The 25,249-nt window shown below is 71.5% G+C and carries 18 protein-coding genes and 2 pseudogenes; 13 read left to right on the top strand and 7 right to left on the bottom strand.

Translation table 11 applies throughout. The features are described 5' to 3' along the window. Positions 1-71: 71 nt before the first annotated feature. Positions 72-1,526, bottom strand: a complete 1,455-nt coding sequence (locus QSK17_RS26130) for an MFS transporter (RefSeq protein WP_285707945.1) — start codon at positions 1,524-1,526, stop codon at positions 72-74. Positions 1,527-1,670: 144 nt separating this feature from the next. Between QSK17_RS26130 and QSK17_RS26125 the strand changes: the two genes are divergently transcribed. From QSK17_RS26125 to QSK17_RS26105, 5 genes are read left to right on the top strand one after another with little or no spacing between them, the layout of a single operon-like run. Further along, positions 1,671-2,642 carry an STM4015 family protein gene (locus QSK17_RS26125; protein ID WP_502889304.1) on the top strand — a complete coding sequence of 324 codons (972 nt, stop codon included), beginning with the start codon at positions 1,671-1,673 and terminating at the stop codon, positions 2,640-2,642. Between the two features lie 46 nt (positions 2,643-2,688). After that, entirely contained in the window at positions 2,689-3,996 is a 1,308-nt protein-coding gene (locus QSK17_RS26120; protein ID WP_285707943.1) for an STM4014 family protein, read from the top strand. A gap of 1 nt (position 3,997) precedes the next feature. After that, entirely contained in the window at positions 3,998-4,834 is an 837-nt protein-coding gene (locus QSK17_RS26115) for an STM4013/SEN3800 family hydrolase (RefSeq protein ID WP_285708001.1), read from the top strand. A 7-nt stretch (positions 4,835-4,841) separates the two neighbouring features. Next, complete coding sequence (locus QSK17_RS26110) at positions 4,842-6,290, top strand: STM4012 family radical SAM protein (protein WP_285707942.1); 1,449 nt, start codon at positions 4,842-4,844, stop codon at positions 6,288-6,290. Then, positions 6,287-7,330 (top strand): STM4011 family radical SAM protein, encoded by a 1,044-nt coding sequence (locus tag QSK17_RS26105; RefSeq protein ID WP_285707941.1) that lies wholly within the window; start codon positions 6,287-6,289, stop codon positions 7,328-7,330. Before QSK17_RS26110 ends, QSK17_RS26105 begins: the two co-directional genes overlap by 4 nt. 21 nt (positions 7,331-7,351) lie before the next feature. Here the strand turns inward: QSK17_RS26105 and QSK17_RS26100 are convergent, their stop codons facing one another. Further along, positions 7,352-8,593 carry a DUF6745 domain-containing protein gene (locus tag QSK17_RS26100; RefSeq protein WP_285707940.1) on the bottom strand — a complete coding sequence of 414 codons (1,242 nt, stop codon included), beginning with the start codon at positions 8,591-8,593 and terminating at the stop codon, positions 7,352-7,354. After that, on the bottom strand, positions 8,593-8,919 hold the full coding sequence (locus QSK17_RS26095; protein WP_285707939.1) for a DUF8820 family protein: 327 nt from the start codon (positions 8,917-8,919) through the stop codon (positions 8,593-8,595). The genes QSK17_RS26100 and QSK17_RS26095 overlap by 1 nt, the downstream gene beginning before the upstream one ends. Before the next feature lie 320 nt (positions 8,920-9,239). Here QSK17_RS26095 and lon point away from each other — a divergent pair, with 320 nt between their 5' ends. From lon to QSK17_RS26060, 7 genes are all read left to right on the top strand, one after another. Next, positions 9,240-11,687 carry an endopeptidase La gene (gene lon / locus QSK17_RS26090; RefSeq protein ID WP_285707938.1) on the top strand — a complete coding sequence of 816 codons (2,448 nt, stop codon included), beginning with the start codon at positions 9,240-9,242 and terminating at the stop codon, positions 11,685-11,687. Positions 11,688-12,084: 397 nt separating this feature from the next. Further along, positions 12,085-13,050, top strand: a complete 966-nt coding sequence (locus QSK17_RS26085) for a methionine ABC transporter ATP-binding protein (RefSeq protein WP_285707937.1) — start codon at positions 12,085-12,087, stop codon at positions 13,048-13,050. Then, entirely contained in the window at positions 13,047-13,703 is a 657-nt protein-coding gene (locus QSK17_RS26080; protein ID WP_285707936.1) for a methionine ABC transporter permease, read from the top strand. Before QSK17_RS26085 ends, QSK17_RS26080 begins: the two co-directional genes overlap by 4 nt. A gap of 125 nt (positions 13,704-13,828) precedes the next feature. Beyond that, entirely contained in the window at positions 13,829-14,674 is an 846-nt protein-coding gene (locus QSK17_RS26075) for a MetQ/NlpA family ABC transporter substrate-binding protein (RefSeq protein WP_285707935.1), read from the top strand. A gap of 80 nt (positions 14,675-14,754) precedes the next feature. Further along, entirely contained in the window at positions 14,755-15,156 is a 402-nt protein-coding gene (locus QSK17_RS26070) for a hypothetical protein (protein WP_285707934.1), read from the top strand. A gap of 50 nt (positions 15,157-15,206) precedes the next feature. Then, positions 15,207-16,802, top strand: coding sequence for an acyl-CoA synthetase (locus QSK17_RS26065; RefSeq protein ID WP_285707933.1), 1,596 nt, complete (start codon positions 15,207-15,209; stop codon positions 16,800-16,802). Positions 16,803-16,891: 89 nt separating this feature from the next. Further along, the gene (locus QSK17_RS26060) at positions 16,892-18,175 is read left to right on the top strand and encodes a S1C family serine protease (protein ID WP_285707932.1); all 1,284 of its coding nucleotides are present in this window, start codon (positions 16,892-16,894) and stop codon (positions 18,173-18,175) included. 153 nt (positions 18,176-18,328) lie between these two features. Here QSK17_RS26060 and cydC read toward each other — a convergent pair whose 3' ends face one another. The 3 genes from cydC to QSK17_RS26045 form a co-directional block, all read right to left on the bottom strand. Beyond that, on the bottom strand, positions 18,329-20,128 hold the full coding sequence (cydC, locus tag QSK17_RS26055; protein WP_285707931.1) for a thiol reductant ABC exporter subunit CydC: 1,800 nt from the start codon (positions 20,126-20,128) through the stop codon (positions 18,329-18,331). Continuing rightward, a complete protein-coding gene (gene cydD, locus QSK17_RS26050) occupies positions 20,125-21,945 on the bottom strand; it encodes a thiol reductant ABC exporter subunit CydD (RefSeq protein ID WP_285707930.1) in 1,821 nt (606 codons plus the stop codon). The genes cydC and cydD overlap by 4 nt, the downstream gene beginning before the upstream one ends. A gap of 519 nt (positions 21,946-22,464) precedes the next feature. Further along, entirely contained in the window at positions 22,465-23,400 is a 936-nt protein-coding gene (locus tag QSK17_RS26045) for an RpnC/YadD family protein (RefSeq protein ID WP_285707929.1), read from the bottom strand. Between the two features lie 215 nt (positions 23,401-23,615). Between QSK17_RS26045 and QSK17_RS36260 the strand changes: the two are divergent. Continuing rightward, positions 23,616-23,720, top strand: a pseudogene (locus QSK17_RS36260) (hypothetical protein); the annotation flags it as partial. Between the two features lie 924 nt (positions 23,721-24,644). Here the strand turns inward: QSK17_RS36260 and QSK17_RS36255 are convergent. Continuing rightward, a pseudogene (locus tag QSK17_RS36255) lies at positions 24,645-25,238 on the bottom strand (pentapeptide repeat-containing protein); the annotation flags it as partial. Positions 25,239-25,249: the final 11 nt, after the last annotated feature.

Genomic DNA, 25,249 nt, shown 5'->3' with positions numbered 1-25,249 from the left:
GATCGGCTCGTCGTCCCCGTTGCCGTACATGTCGCCGGAGGGGAGGGCGTGCGTCGGCTCCGCAGTCCTGCTCAGTCCTCCTCACGCTGTTCGTACGGCGGCGCCGCGACGCCGCAGTGCGTACGCCCGGCGGGTCCGGGAGCCGCGGCCAGCACGTTCGTCCTGATCGTGGAGAACGCGACCACGGCGGAGACCACGAGCATGACGGCGCTGGCGAGCATCGCCGTGCGGAACCCGGAGGTGAACTCCACCGGCGAGTCGTAGGCGCTCCCGGTCAGGCCGACCAGGGGCGGGATCGCGGCCACCGCGAGAAGACTGCCGGTGCGCGCCACGGCGTTGTTGATGCCGCTGGCCAGGCCCGCGTACCGCTCCCTGGCCGACGCCAGGACCGTCGCGGTCAGCGGGGCGACCGCCGCGGACAGGCCGAGGCCGTACAGCGTCGCCGCCGGGAACACGTCCACGAGGTACGTGGCGCCGGGACCGATGCGGCTCATCAACAGCAGACCCACCGCGCACATCAGGATGCCCGCCGTCATCGGGATCCGCGGGCCCACGCGCTTGGCCAGATCCCCGGCGCGGGCCGACAACAGCAGCATCAGGACCGTGACCGGCAGCATCGCCGATCCGGCGGCGATCGGCGAGAACCCGGACGACACCTGCAACTGGACCACGAGCAGGAAGAAGACCACGCCCATCGCCGCGTACATGATCATCGTGACGATGTTGATCGAGGTGAAGACACGTGAGGAGAAGATCTGTACCGGGACCAAAGCCTCCGGCGAGCGCCGGACCTCCAGAACGGCGAAGCAGACGGCGAGCACCAGCCCGATGACCAGCGCGATCCAACCGGAGCCGGGCTCGATCAGACCGTACGTGACGCCCGCGAGGGCCAGTGCCGCGAGCGTCGAGCCCAGCACGTCGAACCGCCCCGACGACGCGGTGTCCCGGCTCTCCGGCACGTGCCGCACGGTGACCAGGACGGTGACGGCCGCGATCGGGAGATTGATCAGGAAGACCCAGTGCCAGCTGGCCACCTCCACCAGCCAGCCGCCGAGCAGCGGGCCGACGGCGGCGGCGACCCCGCCCAGCCCGGACCACATGCCGATCGCCCGGGGTCGATCGTCATGCGGGAAGCTCGCCTGGATGATCGCCAGCGAGCCGGGGGTGAGCAGGGCCCCACCGACGCCCTGGAGCGCGCGGGCGACCACGAGCACCGGGACGTTGGGAGCCAGGCCGCACAGGGCCGAGGCCAGCGCGAACCAGACGATCCCGATGAGGAAGACCTTGCGCCTGCCGAACCGGTCGCCGAGCGAGCCGCCGAGCAGGATCAGGGCGGCCAGGGTGAGCGTGTAGGCGTTGACCGTCCACTGGAGACCTGACATACCCGCGTTGAGATCGCGGCCGAGCGCGGGAAGCGCGACGTTGACCACGGTGCTGTCGAGCATCGCCATGCCGGACCCGAGGACGGTCGCGAGGATGACCCATCGCCCGGTGGCGGACCGGAGCCGGATCTGGTCGGGTTTCACACGGCCATCATGGTCCGTCCCGCCGCCCGTGTGGAGGGGCGGCGACGGGAGGGAGGGGAGTCGGGAGAGGCGTCGTCGATGCGGGAACTGTCGGGCGGCTCTGGTAGGACAGTGCCCGCAGCTTTCCCCGGCGAGGAGTTCGGCATGGTGGAGTTCGACGAATACCACGGATACGCCCACGACTACCGCGATCGGTACGCGGGGCTTCCGGTCACCGAGGTGGATCCGGAGGAGGAGAACGGCGAGCTTCCGGCTCCCGAAGCGGTCGCCTGGCGGGTCTCGGCCGAGGTCTACGATTCGGAGCGCGGTTTCCCCGAAACGTTCGCCTGGTTCATGGAGCGGGTGGACACGACCAGGGTCACCGCCCTTGTGATCGGTTCCTGGGCGGACGCGTACGACATCTCCTCCGAGGAGGTGATCTGCCTCCTGGTCGAGAACGCCGCCCGTTTCCCGGCGTTGCGCTCCCTCTTCGTGGGCGCGATGCCGTCCGAACAGTGCGAGATCTCGTGGATCCAGCAGTCCGATGTGACGCCGTTGCTGGAAGCGTTCCCGTCGCTGGAGCGGTTGGACGTGCGCGGCGGCACAGGCCTCGGGCTGCGGCCGGTCAAGCACGGCGCGTTGAAGACGCTGCGCCTGGAGGCCGGCGGCCTGCCCGGACTGGTCGTCCGCGGGGTGGGCGGATGCGACTTCCCGGCGCTTGAGCATCTGGAGCTCTGGCTCGGCGTCGAGGAGTACGGCGGAGACGCCGCCGTGACGGATCTGGAGGAGATCCTCTCCGGTGTCCGGCTGCCCGCCCTGCGCCATCTGGGGCTGCAGGACAGCGAGATCGAGGACGAGATCGCCGCCTCGGTGGCGACCGCGCCCGTCGTCGCCCGGCTGGAGACGCTCAGCCTGTCGATGGGCGTGCTCACCGACGCCGGGGCCGAGGCGTTGCTCACCGGCCAGCCGCTCACGCACCTGCGCCGGCTCGACCTGCACCACCACTTCCTCACCGACGACATGATCAAGCGTGTTCAGGAGGCCCTGCCCGGCGTCGAGGTCGATCTCTCCGAGCAGGAGGAGGGCGACGACGACGGCGACGGCGAGGTCTGGCGTTACGTCGCGGTGAGCGAGTGAGCGACGGACGGGTGAGTGGTCCCCGAGCGGGCGGTCTCCGAGTCGCATGCCGCACGATCTGATGTCGCGTGATCCAGACGGAGCGGGTGGGGAGGCGAGTGACCCGCGGGAGCGCGTCCGGTTCGCCGTCGTCGGCACACCGGGTGATCGGCGGGTGACGATGTTCGGCGATGCCGTGGTCCGCCACGGCCTGCCCGAGCCGATCGTGATCCCTTGGTGTGATGTCCTCGCCGGTGGCGCGGCGCCGACCCCTCCCGTCCCGGACCCATCGGGCAGGGACTCGTGCGACAGCCCGTCCCCGGGCGCCGGGGGCGCGGCGCGGGCGCCTGGGGTGATTCCGCCGGGCACCCTCGTGCGGATCGACTCGCCTGGGGAGGACGCGGAGGCCGACGCCCTGCTGCGTGGCCCCGGCGACCCGAGCCGGGTCGCGGGCGGTGCCCGGTGGTACCGCAACCTCGTCGCGGGCCTGGCGCGGGCGCATGACCTCACCGAGGCCACGCCGTCGGCCCGCCTGCTCGGCGATCCCGGCGAGATCGCGGTGATGTTCGACAAGCGGCTGACCCATCGGCGGCTCCGCGACGCGGGCGTCCCCATTCCCGAAGCCCTGCCCGGCCCGATCACCTCATACGACGAGCTGCGGGACGAGATGGCGCGACGGGGCTGGTCGCGGGTGTTCGTGAAGCCCGCACACGGCTCGTCGGCCTCCGGCGTCATCGCCCTCCAGGCGCACCGAGCCCGGATCAAGGCGGTGACGTCGGCGGATCTCGGGCCGGGTCCGTCGCTGCACAACTCGCTGCGGTTGCGGACGTACGAGGCCGAGGACGACGTCGCGACGATCGTCGGCACACTGGCTCCCGACGGGCTGCACGTCGAGCGCTGGTTCCCCAAGGCGTCCATCGCGGGCCGGGCGTTCGACCTGCGCGTGGTCTGCGTCGCCGGAACACCGACGCACGCCGTGGTGCGCCTCGGCCGCGGCCCCATGACGAATCTCCATCTGGGCGGCGCCCGAGGCGATCTCGATGTCGTCAGGGCACGACTGGGGGGCGCGGGGTGGGACGGCGCCATGGAGGTGTGCGCGCGGGCCGCGGCGTGCTTCCCGCGCAGCCTGGCGGTCGGTGTCGATCTCATGGTCGGTGCCGACCTGCGGTCCGTGGCCGTCGCCGAGGTGAACGCCTTCGGTGACCTGCTGCCCGGCCTGCTCGGCCTGCCCGGCACCCCCGGCGCGGGCCTCGACACGTATGCCACGCAGGTCGCGGCCGTGCTCGGAGGTTGGCGCCCAGGGCCGCGGCAGGAGCAGGGCGAGCGACGCGCAGGGGAGAGCGTGGGGAGAGCCTGGGGGAGACGGCGTGCGTGACATGAACACGATCGTGGGGAGCCACGACATCCTGCTGGTGACGCTCGACACGCTGCGCTACGACGTGGCCGCCGAGCTGGCCGAGCAGGGGCGGCTGCCCACCCTCGCCCGCGTCCTCCCCGGCGGGCGATGGGAGCGCCGGCACAGCCCCGGCAGCTTCACCTATGCCGCGCACGCGGCCATGCTCGCCGGATTCCTGCCCACACCGGCGGAACCGGGGCCGCATCCCCGGCCGTTCGCCGCGGTGTTCCCCGGCAGCGAGACGACCGCGTCCGGCACGTGGGTCTTCGACGCGCCCGACCTGCCGTCGGGTCTGGCCGGGGCGGGCTACCACACCGTGTGTGTCGGGGGAGTGGGCTTCTTCAACAAGCTGACGCCGCTCGGTTCGGCCCTGCCCGGTCTGTTCGCGGAGAGCCACTGGACGCCCGAGTTCGGCGTGACCTCGGAGCGCTCCCTGGAACGGCAGATCGACTGCGCGGAGCGGGTGCTGCGCGACGTGGAGCGGCCGGTGTTCCTGCTGGTCAACGTGTCGGCGCTGCACCAGCCGAACTGGTTCCATCTGCTGGGCGCGACCCGCGAGCACGGCGACACCCGGGAAAGCCACGCCGCCGCCCTGGAATACGTCGACCGGCACATCGGGCGGTTGTTCGCGCTGATGACCCGCCGCCGGCCCTGTTTCGCGATCGTCTGCTCCGACCATGGGACCGCCTACGGCGAGGACGGCCACACCGGTCACCGGATCGGGCACGAGGTGGTGTGGACCGTCCCCTACGCCGAGTTCGTCCTCGAACGCGGCGCTGTGGACGCCGATGGGAGTCGATGGGAGTGGGAAAGGTGAGCTGGAAGTGAGTCACGATACGGGTGAGGCCGGGATGGCCCGTGAGGCCGGGGCCGACCCGCACTCCCCGCGAGTGGACCTCCCGTACCCCGAGGCCGGCAGCCCGGTCCGGGAAGGCGCTGACTCGCACCACGAGGCGGACAGCCCCTATCAGGGATACGTGTACGCCTATCCGCACAAGACGGCCTACCGGGAGCTCGACCCGCGACCCCGGCTCCGTGACGTGTGGGCGGGGGAGCGGACGGACGCCCTCTTCCTCTACCTGCACATCCCCTTCTGCGAGATGCGGTGCGGGTTCTGCAACCTGTTCACCCGGACCGGTGCCCCCGAGGAGCTGACCTCGGCCTACCTGGACGCTCTCGAACGGCAGGCGGAAGCCGTACGCGACGCACTGGGGGAGGCCCCCCGGTTCGTCACGGCCGCGATCGGCGGCGGAACACCGACCTATCTCAGCGCGAGCGAGCTGACCCGGCTGTTCGACCTCACCGAGCGGGTCATGGGGGCGGACCTGCGGGCGATCCCGCTGTCGGTGGAGACCTCGCCCGCGACCGCCACCCCCGACCGGCTGGCCGTACTGGCCGAGCGGGGCGCCACCCGTGTGTCGATCGGCGTGCAGAGCTTCATCGACGCCGAGGCCCGCGCCGCCGTCCGGCCGCAGCGGCGTGCCGAGGTCGAGGCGGCGCTGACCGCGATCCGCGCTCAGGGGTTCCCGACGCTGAACATCGACCTGATCTACGGAATCGACGGCCAGACCCCGGACACCTGGCGGCACTCGCTCGACGCCGCGCTCGCCTGGCGGCCGGAGGAGCTGTACCTCTACCCGCTGTACGTCCGGCCGCTGACCGGGCTGGGCAAGCAGGGCCGCGCGTGGGACGACCAACGGCTGGAGCTGTACCGCGCCGGCCGGGACCACCTGCTGGCGGCCGGATACGAGCAGGTGTCCATGCGCATGTTCCGCCTGCCCGGGCAGGGCGGCGCCACTGAATACTCCACCGAATACTCCACGGAATACTGCTGCCAGACCGACGGCATGGTGGGCCTCGGCTGCGGTGCCCGTTCGTACACCCGTGACCTGCACTACTCGTACGAGTACGCCGTGAGCGCCCGTCACGTCCGGGCGATCATCGACGAGTACGTCCGGCTTCCGCGCGCGGAGTTCGAGGTGGCAAACGTCGGGTTCCGAATGGACGACGAGGACCTGCGCCGCCGGCATGTGGTCCAGTCGCTGCTCCAGGCGGACGGGCTCTCCCGCGCCGACTATCTGAAGCGGTTCGGCACCGACGTGTTCGCGGACTTCGATGAGGAACTGACGCGCTTCGCCGGAGAGGGATGGCTGGAGGTCGACGACCATCTGCTGCGGCTCACCGCCGAGGGGCTGGCCCACTCCGACGCCGTCGGACCCGCGCTGTTCTCCGGCCTGGTCCGGAAGCTCATGGACGGTTACGAGGAGCGATGAACGACAGGATCCCGCTCCCGCTCGTGTCCTCGGGCCGCTGTTCGTCGTGCACGCCTGAAGCCCCGCCCACCGTTCCCCTCCCCGCATCCGGCGGGGACGGCGCGCGGGACGGTGACCCGGGTGGCCACGGTGGCCAGGGTGGCGGTGGTGGCCATGGAGACAGAGGCGGCCACGGTGACCGGCTCCGCCATCTGTCGATCCTCTACCGGGGCCCGCTGGCGAGCTGCGACTACGACTGCGCGTACTGCCCCTTCGCCAAGCGGAGGGACAGCCCGGAGCAACTGCGCGCGGACCGGGCGGCGCTGGAGCGCTTCACGGCCTGGGTGTCCGGGCGTGACCATCCCATCTCCGTACTTTTCACGCCATGGGGCGAAGGGCTGGTCCGCTCCTGGTATCGGACGGCGATGGTCGAGCTCAGTCGGTTGTCCCACGTGTCGAGGGTGGCCGTCCAGACGAACCTGAGCTGCCGCACCGGCTGGCTCGCCGAGGCCGATCTCACCCGGCTGGCGCTGTGGGTCACCTATCACCCCAGCCAGGTGGCCTACGACCGGTTCCTGGCCAAGTGCCGGGACCTGGCCGAGCGCGGCGTACGGCACAGCGTGGGCATCGTGGGCCACCCCGACCATCTCGAACCCGCCCGCAGGCTCCGCGCCGACCTGCCCGCGAGCACCTACCTCTGGGTGAACGCCGAGGAAGGCCGCGTCTACACCGACGTTGAGGCGGCGGAGTGGGCCGCGATCGACCCGCTCTTCGGATACAGCAGGTTCGCCCACGCGAGCGCCGGGCTCGCCTGCCGTACCGGAGAGAGCGTGGTCTCGGTGAGCGGAGACGGCACGGTCCGGCGCTGCCATTTCATCCCCGAGGTGATCGGCAACCTCTACGACGGGTCGTTCGAGCCGGCGCTGCGGCCCCGGCCGTGCCCCGCCGCGACCTGCGACTGCCACATCGGCTACGTCCACCTGGAGCCGCTCGGCCTGTATGACGTGTTCGCCGGCGGGATCCTCGAACGGATCCCGGCCGGCTGGCCCACCCGGGCCTGAACGCGTGCCGTGAAGCGGTGATCAGGTCTCGCGCTCGGGCTGGTAGTCCTCTTCCGCGACACCGAAGGTCCACGCCACACCCTGCCGCGCCCGCTCGATCCACGGGGGCACGCGCAGGAAGTAGGTGCGGCGGGTGCCGTCCGGCTCGGGGGTGGAGTTGACCACCTCGACCATGGTGACGTCCTCGTCCTCGGGCAGCGCGATCCGCCACAGCACGCCGGTCTCGTCGGAATGGACCGGGGACGCGCCCGAGTCGGCGAGATAGCGGTCATAGCCGTAGTGCTCCAGCATGACCCGGCGCAGCTCGGCGTTGCTCTCGGTGCGGATGCGCGCGGCGTCGAGCGTGGCCATCGTCTCGCTGAAGCCCGCGGGAACGGGCATCCCGTGCCAGGCGTCGAGCGCGAAGCCGTCCGGGAAGAGCATCGCGGGGCCGTCCGCCCGGTGGAGCCGTCCGAGGTCGTCGAGGTGCAGCTCGCGGGGCCGTTCGCACAGCAGCGCGACCCGTTCGAAGGGCCACCACCACCCGGCCGACCGCGCCACGTCGAAGAGACTGCCGAGCGCGGAGCGCTCGGCTTCGGCGACTCCGGTCAGGATCTCGCGAAGCACGCCCGCGTCGGGCGCGAAGGCGCACAGCCACGCGGCGTCGTGCTGCCCGAGCACCGCGTCGAGCGTCACCCCGCGCAGCAGCTCGCCCGCCGCGCCATCGCCCGCCGTCTCTCCGGCGGTCGTCGCGCCCGCCGTCTCTCCAGCGGTCGTCGCGCCCGCCGTCTCTCCAGCCGTCGCATCGCGGCCCCCTGGGCTGCCGGCTGTGCCGCCGGCCGTGGCGGCGATCGCCCGGCGGATCTCGATGACCAGCCGGTTCACCGGCGGCCACAGCTCGCCGCCGCTCGACGCCCAGGCGCCCGCCCAGCCCGCCGGGCCGAGCACCGCGTGGACCGCGCGGCGCGCGCGTTCCCACGGTCCGGTGCGCACCGAATCACGGACGCAGCGACCGGCGGGAGCCGTACCGACCCGGGAGAGGACCTGGTCGGCGACCTGGCCGAGCCCGGCGGAGGCGAGCATCGCGCGCGCCTCGGGTCCGCCGGACAGTGCGGCCGCCGCGACCGCTCCGCTCGCCGGGGAGCCGAACCAGAGGATGTGCTCGGGCTCGGCCAGACCGGCGTCGCGGTAGGCGCGCCGCACGCCGGCCTCCGCGACGGCGCGGTCGGCGGGGTCGGTGGCGAAGGCCGCCTCGCGCCAGGTGACGGTGAGATCGGTCGCCATCAGTCGGCCACCACCCGGAACGCTCCCGGGACGTACTCCCGCTGCCTGATCACGCGGTACCACCCCTTGGGGAGGGAGATCGCGTCGTGCTCCTCGTGCACGAGCCGCCCGCCCGAGGGCAGGTGCAGGAAATCGGGATTGCGCGGGCTCGGGTCGAGCAGCAGCGTGCCGGGGCCAGGGATCGCGTGGGCGTGCCCCGTCGCCTCTCCCAAGGCGAGGACGAGACGGCCACGCGGGTCGCGCGGTTGCGGTGGCAGCGCCCGGGCCCTCGCGGGCACGGCCTCCTCGGCCACAGGAATGATCAGGATGTCTCCCTGCCGGTACACGACGGCTCCTTTCGGTCGGTGATCGCGAAGATAGGGGACACCACCGACATTTCGCGTGCCGCGCGGCGGCGCAGTGCGCCTGACCAGGCCTGATTTGGGCCTGGTCGGGCCTATATGCGCCTGACCGGCCGCGCCCCTGACCGGGAAGCGCCGCCGCTACCGCGGGCCGGCGCAGCGCGGCTGCGCCGAGAAGCCGGAACCCCTCCGACATAGGCGAATTACAGAATTACGATCGCTCACAGCGAACTCGCGCAATGAAGGGAACACGGCAGGACTCGCGTTAGTTGAGCCGAGATAACTCAACCTTTGGGAGCGACCAGATGACACAGATCCTTCCCGTCCTTCCCCTCGACGACGAGGTCGTCCTGCCCGGCATGGTGGTCCCCCTCGACCTGTCGGACGCCGAGGTCCGCGCGGCCATCGACGCGGCCCGGGCCGGGAGCGGCGAGAGCAAGGTGCTGCTGGTGCCGCGCGTGGACGGCCGGTACGGCGCGGTCGGGGTCACCGCCGTGGTCGAGCAGGTCGGGCGGCTTCCCGGCGGCGAGCCCGCGGCCGTCGTCCGCGGCGTGAGCCGGACGCGGGTCGGCACCGGGACCACCGGCCCCGGCGCGGCGCTCTGGGTCGAGGCCACCGTGCTGGAGCCGGTCGAGCCCGGTCCCCGGGCCGACGAGCTCGCCAAGGAGTACAAGGCGCTCACCACCACGATCCTGCAGAAGCGCGGCGCCTGGCAGGTCGTCGACGCGGTCAACCAGATCCAGGATCCGTCCGTGCTCGCCGACAGCTCGGGATACGCGCCCTGGCTGACCACCCCGCAGAAGCTGTTCCTCCTGGAGAGCCCGGACCCGGTCGAGCGGCTGGAGAAGCTCGTCGGGTGGGCGCGCGAACACCTCGCCGAGATGGACGTCGCGGAGACCATCCGCAAGGACGTCCAGGAGGGCATGGAGAAGCAGCAGCGCGAGTTCCTGCTCCGCCAGCAGCTCGCCGCCGTCCGCAAGGAGCTGGCCGAGCTGAACGGCGACCCGTCCGACGAGGAGGAGGACTACCGTGCCAGGATCGAGGCCGCCGAGCTGCCGGAGAAGGTCCGCGAGGCCGCGCTGAAGGAGGTCGCCAAGCTCGAACGGACCTCGGACCAGTCGCCGGAGACCGGCTGGATCCGCACCTGGCTGGACACCGTGCTGGACATCCCGTGGAGCACGCACACCACGGACGAGTACGACATCGCGGGCGCCAGGGCGGTGCTCGACGCCGACCACACCGGTCTCGACGACGTGAAGGACCGCATCGTCGAGTACCTCGCGGTGCGCAAGCGCCGGGCCGACCAGGGTCTCGGCGTGGTCGGCGGCCGCCGCAGCGGCGCGGTGCTGGCGCTCGCCGGGCCTCCCGGAGTGGGCAAGACCTCGCTCGGGGAGTCCGTCGCGCGGGCCATGGGCCGCAAGTTCGTCCGCGTCGCGCTCGGCGGCGTACGGGACGAGGCCGAGATCCGCGGTCATCGGCGCACCTACGTGGGCGCGCTGCCGGGCCGGATCGTCCGCGCCATCCGCGAGGCCGGTTCGATGAATCCGGTCGTGCTGCTCGACGAGATCGACAAGGTCGGCTCCGACTATCGCGGCGACCCGACCGCGGCGCTGCTGGAGGTGCTCGACCCGGCGCAGAACCACACCTTCCGCGACCACTACCTCGAGGTCGAGCTGGACCTCAGCGACGTGCTCTTCCTCGCGACGGCCAACGTCCTCGAGCAGATCCCCGGCCCGCTGCTTGACCGCATGGAGATCGTCACGCTCGACGGCTACACCGAGGACGAGAAGGTGGCGATCGCCCGGGACCACCTGCTGCCCCGCCAGCTGGAGAAGGCCGGCCTGACGCCGGACGAGGTGGCGATCCACGACGACGCGCTGCGCCGGCTCGCGGGCGAGTACACCCGGGAGGCCGGCGTGCGGTCGCTGGAGCGCTCGGTCGCCCGCATCCTGCGCAAGGTCACGGCCAAGGTGGCGCTCGGCGAGGTCGAGCTGCCGGTCGCGGTGTCCGGCGACGACCTCGTGCCCTACCTCGGCCGGCCGCGGCACGTCCCCGAGTCCTCCCTCCCCGAATCGCGCCAGCGTACGGCGGTGCCCGGTGTGGCGACCGGCCTCGCGGTCACCGGCGCGGGCGGCGACGTCCTGTACGTCGAGGCGTCCCTCGCCGACCCCGAGACCGGCTCGACCGGGGTGACGCTGACCGGTCAGCTCGGCGACGTGATGAAGGAGTCGGCACGGATCGCGCTGTCCTACCTGCGCTCGCGCGGCGTGGAGCTGGAGCTGCCGGTCGGGTCGCTGAAGGACAGGTCGGTGCACATCCACGTCCCGGCGGGAGCCGTGCCCAAGGACGGGCCGTCGGCGGGCGTCACGATGACGACGGCCCTGGCCTCGCTGCTGTCCGGCCGCCCGGTGCGGAACGACGTCGCGATGACGGGCGAGGTGTCCCTCACCGGCCGGGTGCTGCCGATCGGCGGGGTGAAGCAGAAGCTGCTCGCCGCCCACCGGGCGGGGATCACGACGGTCCTCATCCCGGCGCGCAACGAGCCCGACCTGGACGACGTCCCCGCCGACGTGCTGGCGGACCTCACCGTCCACGCGGTCAGCGACGTCCGCGAGGTCCTCGACCTCGCGCTCACGCCGGCCACCGCGGCCCACACAGCGGCCCACACAGGGGCCCACACAGGGGCCCACGGAGCGGCCCACGCAGCGGCCCAGGCTGCGGCCCACACCCCGGCCCAGAACGCCGCCGCCTGATCAGGCGGGTCCGCGCCCGGGCCACCGCCCACGCCTGCGGCCCGCGCCTCGCTTCCGGGGCGCGGGCCGTACGCGTGCGTCCCGGGATGTGAGGCAAACCACATTGATTGTCGGGAATTATCGGAATATCACCGACAGGGCCTTCCGTTGGTGATGACCGTGGACGTGATGTGCGACGGTGCCATGGCCCGGCTGACGCGGGGCGTGATGATGTGCTGCTGTCGCCCGGCCTGAGCCCCAATCCCTTGATCGTTTCTCGCTCCGAAGGTCCGTTCATGAACTCCGCCACGGACTTCCTGGTCCTGCGCCGTTTCAGCCACCTTCCCTTCCCCCCGGGGACGCGCCGACCGTGCTCGCATTCCGCCGCCGCTCCCGTCATCGTTCCTGGGGAAGTCTCGTGATCAAAGTGTCTGGTCTACGCAAGGCCTACGGCTCCGTCGTGGCCCTCGACGGCGTGGACCTCCACGTACGCAAGGGGGAGATCTTCGGCGTGCTCGGGCAGAGCGGCGCCGGGAAGAGCACCCTGCTGCGCTGCGTCAACCTGCTCGAACGCCCGACCGGCGGCACCGTCACCGTCGGCGGACGAGACTTGACCGCCCTCGGCGAGGGCGAGCTCCGTCGCGCGCGGCAGGGCATCGGCATGATCCACCAGCACTTCGCCCTGCTGTCCTCGCGGACCGTCGCCGGGAACGTGGCCTTCCCCCTGGAGATCATGGGCATGCCCCGGGACCGGCGGGCGAAGCGCGTCGAGGAGCTGCTGGAGTTGGTCGGCCTGGCCGGGAAGGCGGGCGCCCACCCCGCACAGCTCTCCGGCGGACAGAAGCAGCGCGTCGGCATCGCGCGGGCGCTCGCGGGCGAGCCGTCGGTGCTCCTGTCGGACGAGGCCACCTCCGCGCTCGACCCCGGCACCACCCAGTCGATCCTGGCCCTGCTCAAGCGGCTCAACCGTGAGCTCGGGCTGACGATCCTGCTGATCACGCACGAGATGGACGTCATCAAGGCGATCTGTGACTCCGCGGCCATCATGAGCGAGGGCCGGATCCAGGAGGCGGGGCCGATCCCCGAGCTCCTCGCCACGCCGGGCTCCCGGCTCACCGACGAGCTCTTCCCGCTGCCGCCCGCGGAACCCGGCAGCGTGACGATCACCTTCACCGGCTCCTATTCCGGCCGCGCCGACGAGCCGGTCGTCTCCCAGGTCGTACGGAAGTTCGACGTGGACGTGAACATCCTCGGCGGCGCCCTGGAGGACGTCGCGGGCGTCTCGGCCGGGCGCCTCCGCGTACGGCTGACCGGTGAGGAGTCCGACGCGGCGCTCGGCTACCTGCGCGACCGCGGCCTGCTCGTGGAGGTGGCGTCCCGATGACCTGGTCGGACATGGCACCCCTGCTGTGGGAGGCCACGGGGCAGACCGCGCAGATGGTCCTCTGGTCCACGCTGTTCACCGTCCTGTTCGGGCTGCCCCTCGGCGTCGCCCTGGTCGGGGCCGACAGGGACGGGCTGTTCCCCGCCCCCATCGCCCGCAGGATCCTCGGCCTCGTGGTCAACGTCGGCCGATCGCTCCCGTTCATCGTGCTGATGATCGCCGTGATCCCGGTGACCCGGCTGATCACCGGCACCACCATCGGCACCGGCGCGGCGGCGGTCCCGCTCACGATCGGCGCCGTGCCGTTCTTCGCGCGGCTGGTGGAGACCGCGCTGCGCGAGGTCGGGCGGGACGTCGTCCAGGCCGCGCAGGCCATGGGCGCGAGCCGGGTCACGATCGTGGCCAAGGTCCTGCTGCCCGAGGCGCTGCCCGGCCTGATCGCCGCGCTGACGGTCACCGTCGTCACGCTGATCTCGTACTCGGCGATGGCGGGCGTGATCGGCGGCGGCGGCCTGGGTGACCTCGCCGTCCGCTACGGATACCAGCGGTTCGAGACGGCCCTCATGATCGTCACCGTCGTGGTGCTGGTCGTCCTCGTGCAGGCCGTCCAGAGCATCGGCGACGCTGTCAGCCGCAGGCTGACCCGCCGCTGACACCCGCGACCTCCCACCTGCGCCTTTTCGCGTTTCATCACTTTCCGCCGCTGCGGCGATCGCCCCGTCTGTCGGGCGACCCCGGTTCGGCACCCGGTTTTCCTCACACAAGGAGTGGTCACACCATGCGCAAGATGTTCGGGCTCCTGCTCGCCGTCGGGCTGTCGCTCGGCCTGACGGCCTGCGGCTCGTCCTCCTCGTCCTCCTCCTCCGACCCGGCGGCCGCCTCCGGGACGGCCGCGGCGAGCGAGCCGCTCAAGATCGGGGTGAGCCCGGTGCCGCACGCGGAGATCGTGAAGTACGTGGCCGACAACCTGGCCCCCGCCGCCGGCCTCAAGCTGGAGATCGTGGAGTTCAGCGACTACGTGCAGCCGAACCTCCAGCTCCAGGACGGCCAGCTCGGAGCCAACTACTTCCAGCACAAGCCGTACCTCGACGACTTCAACGCATCCAAGGGCACCAAGCTGAGCTATGTCACCTCCGTGCACCTGGAGCCGCTCGGCCTGTACTCCAAGAAGGTCAAGGACGTCGCGTCGCTCGGGAAGGGCGCGACCGTCGCGGTGCCCAACGACGCCACCAACCTCGGCCGGGCGCTCAAGCTGCTCGCCGACAACGGCGTGATCACGCTGAAGGACGGCGTCGGCACCGCCGCGACCGAGCGTGACGTCACCGGCAACCCCCAGGAGATCAAGCTCCAGCCGCTGGAGGCCGCCCAGCTGCCCCGCTCGCTCGAGGACGTCGACGCCGCGGTCATCAACGGCAACTACGCCATGGAGGCGAACCTGAACCCGGACAGCGACGCGCTCGTCCTGGAGAAGGCCGAGGGCAATCCGTACGCCAACGGCCTGGTGGTGGCCGAGGGCCACGAGAACGACCCCAGGATCGTCACGCTGTCGAAGCTGCTGACCAGCCCCGAGGTGAAGCAGTTCATCGAGCAGAAGTACAAGGGCGCGGTCATCCCCGCCTTCTGATCCCGGCCAAAACCCAGGACACGAATGGGCGAATCATTCGGTCAAGTGACCGAATGATTCGCCCATGCTGTCATGGGGTCATGCTGTACGGCACACCGATCGTCGACCCGATCGACGAAAAGGTCCTGGGCGAGGTCGAGGAGATGCGGCGCGACCTGAAGTACCGCCTGGCCGAGACCCATCGCTGGGACGGCCAGCTGCGGCGGCAGCTCCAGGCCCGTGCCATCCAGGGGTCCAACTCGATCGAGGGCTACCACGCGAGCGTGGAGGACATCGAGTCCATCATGTTCGGCGAGGAGCCGCTCCTCAGCCAGGGGCAGGCGGCGCGCGACCTGCGCGATCTCGTGTCCCGCGACTGGCTGCGGCCGTACGGCGAGACCAAGGGACGGTTCTACGCGCCGGGGCCGAAGATGCTGGCCATCAGGGAGGATTTCGCCGGTCGGGCCAGGCCGCTGCGCGACCCTTACGCGGTGGCGCGATGACCTGACCGGACACTTCCCAGGCGGGATCGAGCGGATTAACGTTCCGTTCTATGCACCCGGGAGCCGTCGCCGCCCTGACCCCCGACAAGCCCGCAGTGATCGTCGTGAGCTCGGAAGCCGGTACGAGCTTGCAGGACACCGAGACCACGGCGTCCGGCCCGCCCGCCGCCCGCGTGGTCACCTACCGGGAACTCGACGAGGAGTCCAACCGCCTCGCGCATCTCTTCCGCGCGGCGGGCCTGCGGCCGGGCGACCAGATCGCCTTCATGCTGGAGAACCATCCGCTGTTCCTGGTGGTGGCCTGGGCCGCGCACCGGTCCGGCCTGTACTACACCGCGATCAGCTCCCGGCTGCAGGCCGACGAACTCGCCGACATCGTGGACAACTGCGACGCCAGGGTCTTCATCTCCTCGGCCAGACTCGCGGACGTCGCCGCCTCCGTCACGGACGTCACGCCCAAGGTCGAGGTCAGGCTGATGATCGACGGTGTCGCGCCCGGGTTCTCCTCGTACGAGGAGGCCGTCGCGGGGCAGCCCGCGACGCCGATCGAGGACGAGTGCCAGGGCTCGGACATGCTCTACTCCTCCGGCACCACCGGGCGGCCGAAAGGGGTCAAGCCGGCCCTGACCCGCGCCCCGCTCGACACACCGGGGCCGCTGCTCCAGCTCATCCGGTTCCTGTTCGCGCCCAGCGCGGACAGCGTGTACCTCTCGCCCGCGCCGCTGTACCACGCCGCTCCGCTGCGCTACTGCCTGTCCTTCCTGCGCCTCGGGGCGACGGTGGTCGTGATGGAGCGGTTCGATCCCGAACAGGCCCTGCGGCTCATCGAGGAGTACGGCGTCACGCACGCCCAGTGGGTGCCGACGATGTTCATCACGATGCTGAGACTGCCCCCGGAGGTGCGCGGGCGTTACGACCTCTCCTCGCTGACCTGCGCCATCCACGCGGCCGCTCCGTGCCCGATCCCGGTGAAGGAGCAGATGATCGAGTGGTGGGGGCCCATCGTCCACGAGTACTACGCGGGGACTGAGGGCAACGGCTTCCTGTACGCCGGTCCGGAGGACTGGCTCAAGCACAAGGGGACGGTCGGGCGGCCGCTGCTGGGGGTCGTCCACGTCTGCGATGAGGAGGGGAACGAGCTGCCCGCGGGCCGGCAGGGCACGATCTACTTCTCCGACGGCCCTCGGTTCGAGTACCACGGCGATCCCGACAAGACCCGCTCCGTGCAGGACCCGCGGGGCAGGGGTTGGACCACGCTGGGTGACATCGGCTACCTGGACGAGGAGGGCTTCCTCTACCTGACCGACCGCCGCTCGTACGTGATCATCTCGGGCGGGGTGAACATCTACCCGCAGGAGGCGGAGGACGTCCTCGCGCTGCACCCGAAGGTCGCCGACGTGGCCGTCTTCGGCGTACCGGATCCGGTGATGGGCGAGGCGGTCAAGGCCGTCGTACAGGCGGCCGACCCCGCGGACGCCGGGCCGGAGCTCGCGGCGGAGCTGATCGAATACTGCCGATCGCGTCTCGCGCACTACAAATGCCCGAAGTCCGTCGACTTCCGGGACGAGCTTCCCCGCCATCCCACGGGCAAGCTCTACAAGCGGCTGTTAAGGGATGAGTACGGAGAATCCACGAAACGTCGCTGATCGCTTAGCGTGACCTTACAGCTCGTTTGGCATCGTGGACGTGTACCGGCGGATAGCCGGAAGACCTGGCAGCCACGAGGGGGAAGACCATGAGCTCCGAGGAGCGGACGCCCGAGAACGAGAACACGACGGGCCACGGATGGAGCCAGTTCGGGAGCACCCCGCCTCAGCACGGACAGTACGGATCCTACGGCCAGAACCCTCCGCCACCACAGCAGGGGGACACGGCGACGTTCGCCGCGGGCCCGGTCCAGCAGCCCGTGAAGCGGGCGTGGAGCGGTGGGCAGAAGGCGGTCGCGGGGCTCGCCCTCGCCGCGATGGCGCTGGGCGGCGGGGTCGCGGGGGCCTTCGTCGCGACCGGCTTCAGCGGTGAGAAGACCATCGTGTCGTCCCCGGTGTTGCCCGTGTCCAACAGCTCGGGCAACACCATCGTGGCGGTGGCCAAGGCCATCCAGCCGTCGGTGGTGTCGATCAAGGTCAGGACGCGGACCGGCGGGGGCGAAGGGTCGGGGGTGATCCTCTCCGCCGACGGGTTGATTCTCACGAACAACCACGTCGTCGCCGATGCCGGGCTGGGTTCGATCGTCACCGTCAAGTTCAGCGACGGCACGACCGCGTCGGCCACGATCAAGGGCACCGACCCGGCCACCGACCTCGCGGTGATCCAGGCCCAGGACGTCTCCGGCCTCACCCCGGCCAGCCTCGGGGACAGCGACAAGCTCCAGGTCGGCGACTCCGTGCTCGCGATCGGCAGCCCACTGGGTCTGGAAGGCTCGGTGACGTCCGGCATCGTGAGCGCGCTGGACCGCACGCTCACCGAGGGCGGCCAGGACCAGCAGCAGCAGCCCTTCCCCTGGGGGCAGCAGCAGCAGCCGACCCAGCAGGTGACCATCGGTGGCATGATCCAGACCGACGCGGCGATCAACCCCGGAAACTCCGGCGGCGCGCTGGTCAACGCGGCCGGCCAGGTGATCGGCATCAACACCGCCATCGCGACGTCGGGCTCCAGCTCCGGCAACATCGGCGTGGGCTTCGCCATCCCGATCAACACCGCGAAGCTGGTCTCCGAGCAGCTCATCAAGACGGGCAAGGCGACGCACGCCTTCCTCGGCGTGAGCGTCGCGGACGCGACCGGCGAGACATCCGGTGCGGTCGTCGCGTCGATCACCAAGGGCAGTCCTGCGGAGAAGTCCGGCCTCAAGGAGGCGGACCTCATCACCAAGATCGACGACACGAACGTCGGCGACGCGGAGACGCTGGTCGGCATCATCCGCCGCCACCAGCCCGGAGACAAGATCACCGTGACCTATAACCGGAACGGCAAGCCCTCCACGGTCACCATCACCCTGACCGAGCACAGCAGCACCAGCTGACGCCCCTCGCCGTCCTGCTCGGGGACGACACCCCCGTACCGGGCGCCCTGAACGGGCGCCCGGGGGCGGGGGTCGAGCTGTTCCGGGCCCGAATCGTGCCGGGCCGGGATCATGCCGGGGATCGTGCTGGGCCGGAATCACGATGGGGCAGAGTCATCCGGTGGAGGTCCGGGACGACGACCGGGACGATGCGGTCAGCGTCTCCGACTCCCACAGATCCCGGTAGTAGCCGGGCGCCGTCACCAGCTCCGCGTGCGTGCCGCGCTGCGCCACCCGCCCCTCCTCGAGGACCACGATCTCGTCGACCTGCTCCAGGCCGCGCAGGCGGTGGGTGACGAGCAAGGTCGTCCGGCCCCGTGTCGCATCGAGCAGATCGGCGGTCAGCGCGTCGGCCGTCTCCTCGTCCAGTGACTCCGCGGGCTCATCGAGCAGCAGCACGGACGGGTCGAAGAGCAGAGCCCGCGCGAGCGCCAGGCGCTGGAGCTGGCCGCCCGACACCGTGCGACCGTCCTCGCCGAGCACCGTGTCCCATCCCGTGCGGTGCGCCCACGCGTCCAGCCGGGCCCGCCGTACGGCCTGGGCCAACTCGTCCTCGGATGCCTCCGGCCCGGCCAGCCGCAGGTTGTCGCGGAACGACGCCTGGAAGACGTACGGGTCCTGGGTCAGGCCGGTCATCGTGGCCCGGACGTCGTCCGTGGTGTACGACCGAACGTCGACCCCATTGATCCGGATATCTCCGGACTCGATGTCCACAGTCCTCATCAGCGCGGACAGCAGGGTGCTCTTCCCCGCGCCGCTCGGCCCGACGATCGCCACCCTTCGGCCCGGAGTGAGCGTCAGGCTGACGCCGTCGAGCGCCGGACCGCGATCGCCGTGACGGACGACGAGGTCCCGCACCTCCACGGTCACCGGCGCCTCCGGCGGAGGCGCGGGACTGGCCGGCTCCGCCACCATCACCGGGGTCGCCTGGATCTCCGCGAGCCTGCGTAGCGCGGCGGTGACGCCCGCGAAGCGCTCACCGGCCGCGGCGAGCGGCAGCACCGGCTCGAAGGAGACCAGCGACGTCAGGGCGAGTACGGCCGTCGCCACCTGGCCCAGCTCGGCCGCCTGCGCGACCAGCACCACCGTCGCGACGGTCGCCCCTTGGAGGAGGACCCCGAGCCCGAGGGCCGTGGCGTTGATCCTGGCCTGCCCCCGCTCCAGCGTGGCAAGGCGGGCGTCCGCCGCCATCCCGTCCGCGAGGGCCCGTTCCTTCGCTCCGTACGCGGCGAGGTCGGCCGCGCCGTGCACCAGGTCGGCCACCCGGGCGGCCAGGTCGGCCCGCGCGGGAGCGATCCTGGCCGACCAGCGGCGGGCGGCGGCGCCCGTGCCTGCGGGCAGGAGCACACCGGTAAGCAGCAGGCCCAGGGCGAGCACGAGTGCGGCCGCGGGCAGCAGGAACGCCCCGATGACGACGGCCGCGATCCCGGTGAGCAGGGCGGCGACCGCGGGCAGCAGGCAGCGCACCAGCAGGTCCTGGACCGCCTCGGTGTCGTCCACCATCCGGCTGAGCAGGTCGGCGCCGCGCTGCCGGAGCGGCCCGGCGGGGATGAGCGACTCGTACAGCCGCTCCCGCGTGCTCGCCTGCGCCCGCAGCGCCACCTCGTGCCCGGTGAGCCGCTCCGCGTAACGGAGCACGCCCTTGCCGGTCGCGAACGCGCGCACCCCGACGATGGCGACCGACAACGCGGTCAGCGGCGGCTGCTCGGCGGCCCGCGTGATCAGCCACGCCGCCGAGGCGATCAGCGCGACCCCGGCGAGGTCGGCGGCCGAGCCGGCGAGAGCGGCGACGACCAGCCTGCGGGCCATCCCCGGGCCGAGGATCGTCCTGCGGAGCAGGGATCCCGGGGTGTCGGCGCGAACGCCCGCGCGGGTGCTCGTGCTGGTGCCGGTGCTGATGTCGGCGCCGGTCATCGGGCATCGCCCCTCTCCGCCGCGAGGGCGTCTGCTTGGCGGTCCTGGACGACCCGGCCGGCGCCGATCCGGACGACCCGGTCGGCCAGGCCGATCATCGCGGGGCGGTGCGCCACCACGATGGCGGTACGGCCCTCGGCCAGCGTGCGGGTGGCCACCACCACGGCCGCCTCGCTGCGGCCGTCCAGGCGCGCGGTGGGCTCGTCGAGCAGCAGGACGTCAGCGGAGGGACGGCAGAACGCGCGGGCCAGGGCGACCCGCTGGCGCTGTCCCGCCGACAGGTTCACGCCGCGCTCGCCGAGCACCGTGTCGTAGCCCTCCGGCAGCGCCTCCACGAACCCGGCCGCCTGCGCGGAGGCGGCGGCCGTACGGATCAGGTCGGGTGAGGCGGTGCCGCCCAGCCCGATGTTGTCCGCGACGGACATGGCGAACAGATGCGGCCGCTGCGGCACGAAGGCCAGCCTTCGGCGCCAGTCGTCGAGATCGAGGGTGGCCAGATCGACGCCGTCCACCAGCACCCGGCCCTCGGACGGCGTGACGAACCCCAGGAGCACGTGCAGCAGCGTGCTCTTCCCGCCGCCGCTCTCCCCGACGAGCGCGACCCGCTCGCCGGGCGCGACGACGAGTGACACGTCGTCGAGTGCGGGTTGGTCACGGCCGGGATAGCGGACCGTCACATGCTCCAGCCGGATCTCCGGCGCGCGGTCCGGCGGCGGCCCCGGCCGGGTGACCGCCACCTGGCCGTTCTGCCCCTGCGCCGCCCGGGTGATCTGCGTCTGTGTGATCTTGGCCTGTGTGATCGGCGCGGTCTGTGTGGTGGTCGGCCGTGCCTGGCCGTTCTCGCCGGGACCGTTCTGACCCTGGGTGCTCAGGTCCTGGGCGCTCCGGTCCTCAGCGGTGGGGGCGAGCAGGGCGAACGCCTCGTCGGCGGCGGCCACGCCCTCGACCGAGGCGTGGAACTTGGTGCCCATGGCCCTGAGCGGCAGGTACGCCTCCGGAGCGAGCAGGAGGACGAGCAGGGCGGTGTCGAGGTCGAGGGAACCCGACAGCAGCCGGAGACCGACGGGGACCGCGACCAGGGCCAGCGAGAGCGACGCCACGAGCTCCAGGACCAGCGACGACAGGAACGCCACCCGGAGCGTCCGCATGGTCGCCGCGCGGTGCGCGGCGGCGACCTCGCGGATCACCGAGGACTGGTAACGCGCCCGGCCGAAGGCCCGCAGCGTCGGCAGGCCGCGCACGACGTCGAGGAAGTGGCCGCCGAGCCGGGACAGCGCCCGCCACTGCCGCTCGGTCACCGTCTTGGTGGTCCACCCCACCAGCGCCCCGAAGACCGGGATGAGCGGCAGAGTGAACAGGACGATCAGCGCGCTGGCGAGATCGGCCGCGAAGAGCCGGGCCAGCACCGCGATCGGGACGATGGACGCGACGGCCGCCGCGGGCAGGTAGCCCGCGAGGTAAGGGTCGAGCGCGTCCAGCCCGCGACCGACGAGCGTGACCAGCTCGCCCGAGCGCGGACCCGCGAGGACGGTTTCCTGGAAGCGCTTCATCAGTCGGGTGCGCAGGACCGACTTGACGCCCGTGGCCGTACGGCCGGCCGAGACGCCCTGGAGCCAGCCCAGCATCCCCCGGAAGACCACGACCACGACCAGTGGGAGGAGGGCCGCCACGGCGAACCGTCCGGACAGCACGCCCGCGAGCAGCTCGGCCTGGACGAGCACGAGCAGGCCGGCGAAGACGGCGGCGGCCAGGCAGATGGCCAGGTGGTGCCGGACGGCCGGTTCCGCGCGGGCGAGCCGCAGGAGATCCTTATGCATATATCCCTCAGTATTCCCGAACTCGTGCGATGCCCCCGACGTGTGCGATCTCGTCAGCCGGACAGAGCGTGCGCGATCTCCGCGGCCCTCCCGGAGGCACCGCGACGCCGTTCACGGGCGCGCTGTTCGCGGGCGTGCCGTTTACGAGCGTGCGGGACGGCGCCGTCGCGACGGGCCACGCCATGACGATCGAGGTCACGGCAACACGATGGCATCCGGGAGGGCCGGTGCCGAGTCCGGGGCTGATGCTGAGGGTCATGTGGAGGACGAGGTCATCGCCGTGGTGGGCGCCACCTTGCCTCGGGGGCCTTCATCGAGGTCCGTGCCGAGGGCTCCCTGCGCGTCCTCGAACGTACCGGGCCGGGCATCTAGCATTCCGCCGGAGGCCCGCTGGGTACGGTCACCCCAAGACGCCCGGGCACTGAACGCTTCCCGGAAACGTCGCCGCCGGATCGTCCTGAGCGATCCGGCGGTTGGGTTCGTCATGGCGGCCCGGCGGTTGCCGGTGCAGGTCGTGTTTCAGGTGTCGAGCAGGTCGCGTGCCGATTCCACGGTGACGGCGGCTCGGATCCAGGCGTCGAGCTGGTCGGGTTCGGTGCACGTGCTGATGGCCGCGCGAACATCATCGGGTACGGCGAGGCCGCGTGTGGAGAGCACCGCGAAGATCGCCTCCGCCTTGCCCTCGGCCAGGCCCTCCGCCTTACCCTCGGCCAGGCCCTCCGCCTTACCCTCGGCCAGGCCCTCCGCCTTGCCCTTGGCCACGTTGTCGCGGGCCCAGTCGCTGAGGAATTCACGGGTTTCGGTCTGCATCAGATTCTCCAGGTGCTCCCAGATCTTGGGGGGCAGCGCCGCACGTACCATGTCAGCGTATAGGGCGCCCTTATGCGGGTCGAGGTCATGTACGGCTGTGAGCAGGGCATTGAGGATGTCGGGGCCCTGCGGCGTGTCGGCGTGGGTGATCACCGAGAGGGCGGCGAGTTCGGGGTCTTCAGCCGCCTCGCGCGGGTCGAGGATCATCGGGACCTCGGTGGGTCCGGCGACGAGAGGCGTCAGCGTCAGCCCTGGATGTCCCAGTTCGATGGGATGCTGAGACCAGTGGGCGATCGCGGGGTCGGGGCAGACCACCAGCAGGATCGAAGGGCATCTCATGCGGGTGCGCAGGCTGATGAGGTACATCGGCCAGCTCCAGCGTTTGTCTGCGTCCCTTCTGCGTTGGACTTCCAGGACTACGGCGAGGACGGGTTGGGGGTCGGCGTCGGGCTGTTTCTTGCGGAAGACGATGACGGAGTCGGCGCGAAGTTCGGTTGGGGTGACCTGGTTGAGATCTCCGGACTCCACGGCCGCGTGATCGTAGTCGGGTAGTGGGATCTTCAGCGTTTCGGTGAGAAGCTCGGCCGCCAGAACCGGACGTTCATGGAACAGGCGCACGATGGCTTCGTGTTCGGTTGAAAGCACAGCGTGACCGTAGAAGCGGTCGCATGGCTGGAATGCCGAATCTCGGACGACCGTAATTGATACGTTACACTATGTGACCGATATGGGTTGGTATCCGGGCTTTGATTCGGAGCCCCCGATTCTCCGATCGAAGCCTTCGCCGTGAGTCCTCCGGACGCCGGTGAAGCTAGTGCAGCGCCTCGGAGATCCTTGAGGGGTTCATCTGATCACTGGTCGTGATCGGTGGTGTCGGCGAGCTGCTCATCGCTGATGAGACGCTGCCGACGGCCCAGGTCGCGGCGCGGCTGAAGGTAGCCGAGAACACGGTGCGCATGTGGCGGGACCGGTTCGCCGAACGTGGCATCCGGGGTCTGCTGGATCTGCCCCGCCCGGGCCGTCCCGAGGTCAGGTGGGCCTGGGTCATGTGGGCGGCGAGTCGGGGCGGGCGCCGTGCCGGGGACGACGGTCCTCGGACCCGGCGGGCGGCGCGCGGCGTGCTGGGGAGCCGAGGACGACCACAGGAGGCCCGCGGCGGCCACCGCGGTGACGAGGACGAGCCAGGCCAGCGCCCGGCCCGTCCGCAGCCCGTAGCCGCTCAGCAGCCAGTAGGCCCCGAGCACCATCCGGACGGCCGGGCGGGCGGCGGCCATCCGCCGCATCTCCATCGCGCCGAACGCGAAGTCGGTCGCGGTGCGGTCGTCGTCGACCAGGAGGCCCGCGTACAGGTGTTTCAGGCGTCCGGGGTCGAGGGCGGGCCGGGCCGGACCGAACCGCCAGGCGTGCTCGTCGGCGAGGAGTTGCCGCCTGCTCCACCAGCGGACGGGCGGCCAGCTCAGCCGGAGCTGGATCCCGCGCGGTGTGGTGGCGAACACGCAGCCGGTCAGCCGCAGCCGCCCCGGGTCGGGCACTCCCGCCAGATGGCATCCGCTCAGGTCCGTGCCCGTCAGGGACAGGTGGTCGACGTCGAGCCGCTCCAGGGACAGCACCCGTACCCGCCCGGCGCGGCGGACCACGCTCGCCTGGCCGCGGGAGACGAGCCCGCACAGGTCCACGTCGGCGTCGCCGAGCCGGATGACGAGCCGTCCGCTGATCCGGGCGTTCCGCAGGTCGATCAGGCAGCCGACCGCGTCGATCTCCAGCCTTCCGTCGGCCCGCGCGCCCGCGAGCACGAGCCGCCCGGCGACCGACGCGGGGGACAGGAAGGCCCCACCGGCGAACCGGGCGCCGTCGAACGCGGCGGCCCCGTCGAACGCCGACCGGGACAGGGAGACGGCCCTCCGGAACCGGGCGCCCCGAAACCGGGCCTCTCCGTGGAACCGGGTTTCGTCGAACGAGGTGAAACCGTTGAAGTCGGCCTGGTCGAAGGACGCGGACGAAAGGCACGCGTCGCCGAACAGCGCGTCGCTGCCCACCCTCACCTGGTCGAAGGACGCATGGCCGTGGACCCGGGAGCCGTGCATCGACAGCTCCCGGGCGAACGCGGCCTCACCGAAGGAGACGTTGCCGGTGAACCTGGCGCCGAAGAACGACGCCAGGCCGTCGAAGCGGGCCCGGTCGAACGACGCGTCGCCGAGGAACTCCACTCCGGAGAACCGGGCGGCCGCGGGGAAGCGCGCCAGGTCGAAACGCGCCCGGCCGAGAGATCGGCGGGTCGCGGCCAGCACGAGGTCGAGCAGCTCGGCGCTGACCACTGTGCCGCGCAGATCGACGCCCTGCCCGGGGGAGAGGCTCTGGAGCCGGGACTCCAGCTCGTGGGGGTCCAGGTGTGCCAGGCAGCGTCCGTACGGCGGATGCGCGGCGCCCGGGCAGCCGCCCCGGGCGCACGTGATCCAGCCGACATCGAGAAGGCTCGGGGGCATGAGGGAGTCAT

The organism is Microtetraspora sp. NBRC 16547 (genome assembly GCF_030268965.1).
In the GTDB taxonomy this organism is placed as follows: Bacteria; Actinomycetota; Actinomycetes; order Streptosporangiales; family Streptosporangiaceae; genus Microtetraspora.
This window is presented reverse-complemented; position numbering and strand designations above follow the sequence as displayed.

Excerpts from the sequence above, each read along its gene's own strand:
- lon (WP_285707938.1), top strand. The coding sequence starts at position 9,240 with ATGACACAGATCCTTCCCGTCCTTCCCCTCGACGACGAGGTCGTCCTG.
- QSK17_RS26100 (WP_285707940.1), bottom strand. The coding sequence starts at position 8,593 with ATGGCGACCGATCTCACCGTCACCTGGCGCGAGGCGGCCTTCGCCACC.
- QSK17_RS26120 (WP_285707943.1), top strand. The coding sequence starts at position 2,689 with ATGCCGCACGATCTGATGTCGCGTGATCCAGACGGAGCGGGTGGGGAG.
- QSK17_RS26070 (WP_285707934.1), top strand. The coding sequence starts at position 14,755 with ATGCTGTACGGCACACCGATCGTCGACCCGATCGACGAAAAGGTCCTG.
- QSK17_RS26105 (WP_285707941.1), top strand. The coding sequence starts at position 6,287 with ATGAACGACAGGATCCCGCTCCCGCTCGTGTCCTCGGGCCGCTGTTCG.
- QSK17_RS26065 (WP_285707933.1), top strand. The coding sequence starts at position 15,207 with ATGCACCCGGGAGCCGTCGCCGCCCTGACCCCCGACAAGCCCGCAGTG.
- QSK17_RS26060 (WP_285707932.1), top strand. The coding sequence starts at position 16,892 with ATGAGCTCCGAGGAGCGGACGCCCGAGAACGAGAACACGACGGGCCAC.
- QSK17_RS26075 (WP_285707935.1), top strand. The coding sequence starts at position 13,829 with ATGCGCAAGATGTTCGGGCTCCTGCTCGCCGTCGGGCTGTCGCTCGGC.
- cydC (WP_285707931.1), bottom strand. The coding sequence starts at position 20,128 with ATGACCGGCGCCGACATCAGCACCGGCACCAGCACGAGCACCCGCGCG.
- cydD (WP_285707930.1), bottom strand. The coding sequence starts at position 21,945 with ATGCATAAGGATCTCCTGCGGCTCGCCCGCGCGGAACCGGCCGTCCGG.
- QSK17_RS26125 (WP_502889304.1), top strand. The coding sequence starts at position 1,671 with ATGGTGGAGTTCGACGAATACCACGGATACGCCCACGACTACCGCGAT.
- QSK17_RS26115 (WP_285708001.1), top strand. The coding sequence starts at position 3,998 with ATGAACACGATCGTGGGGAGCCACGACATCCTGCTGGTGACGCTCGAC.
- QSK17_RS26080 (WP_285707936.1), top strand. The coding sequence starts at position 13,047 with ATGACCTGGTCGGACATGGCACCCCTGCTGTGGGAGGCCACGGGGCAG.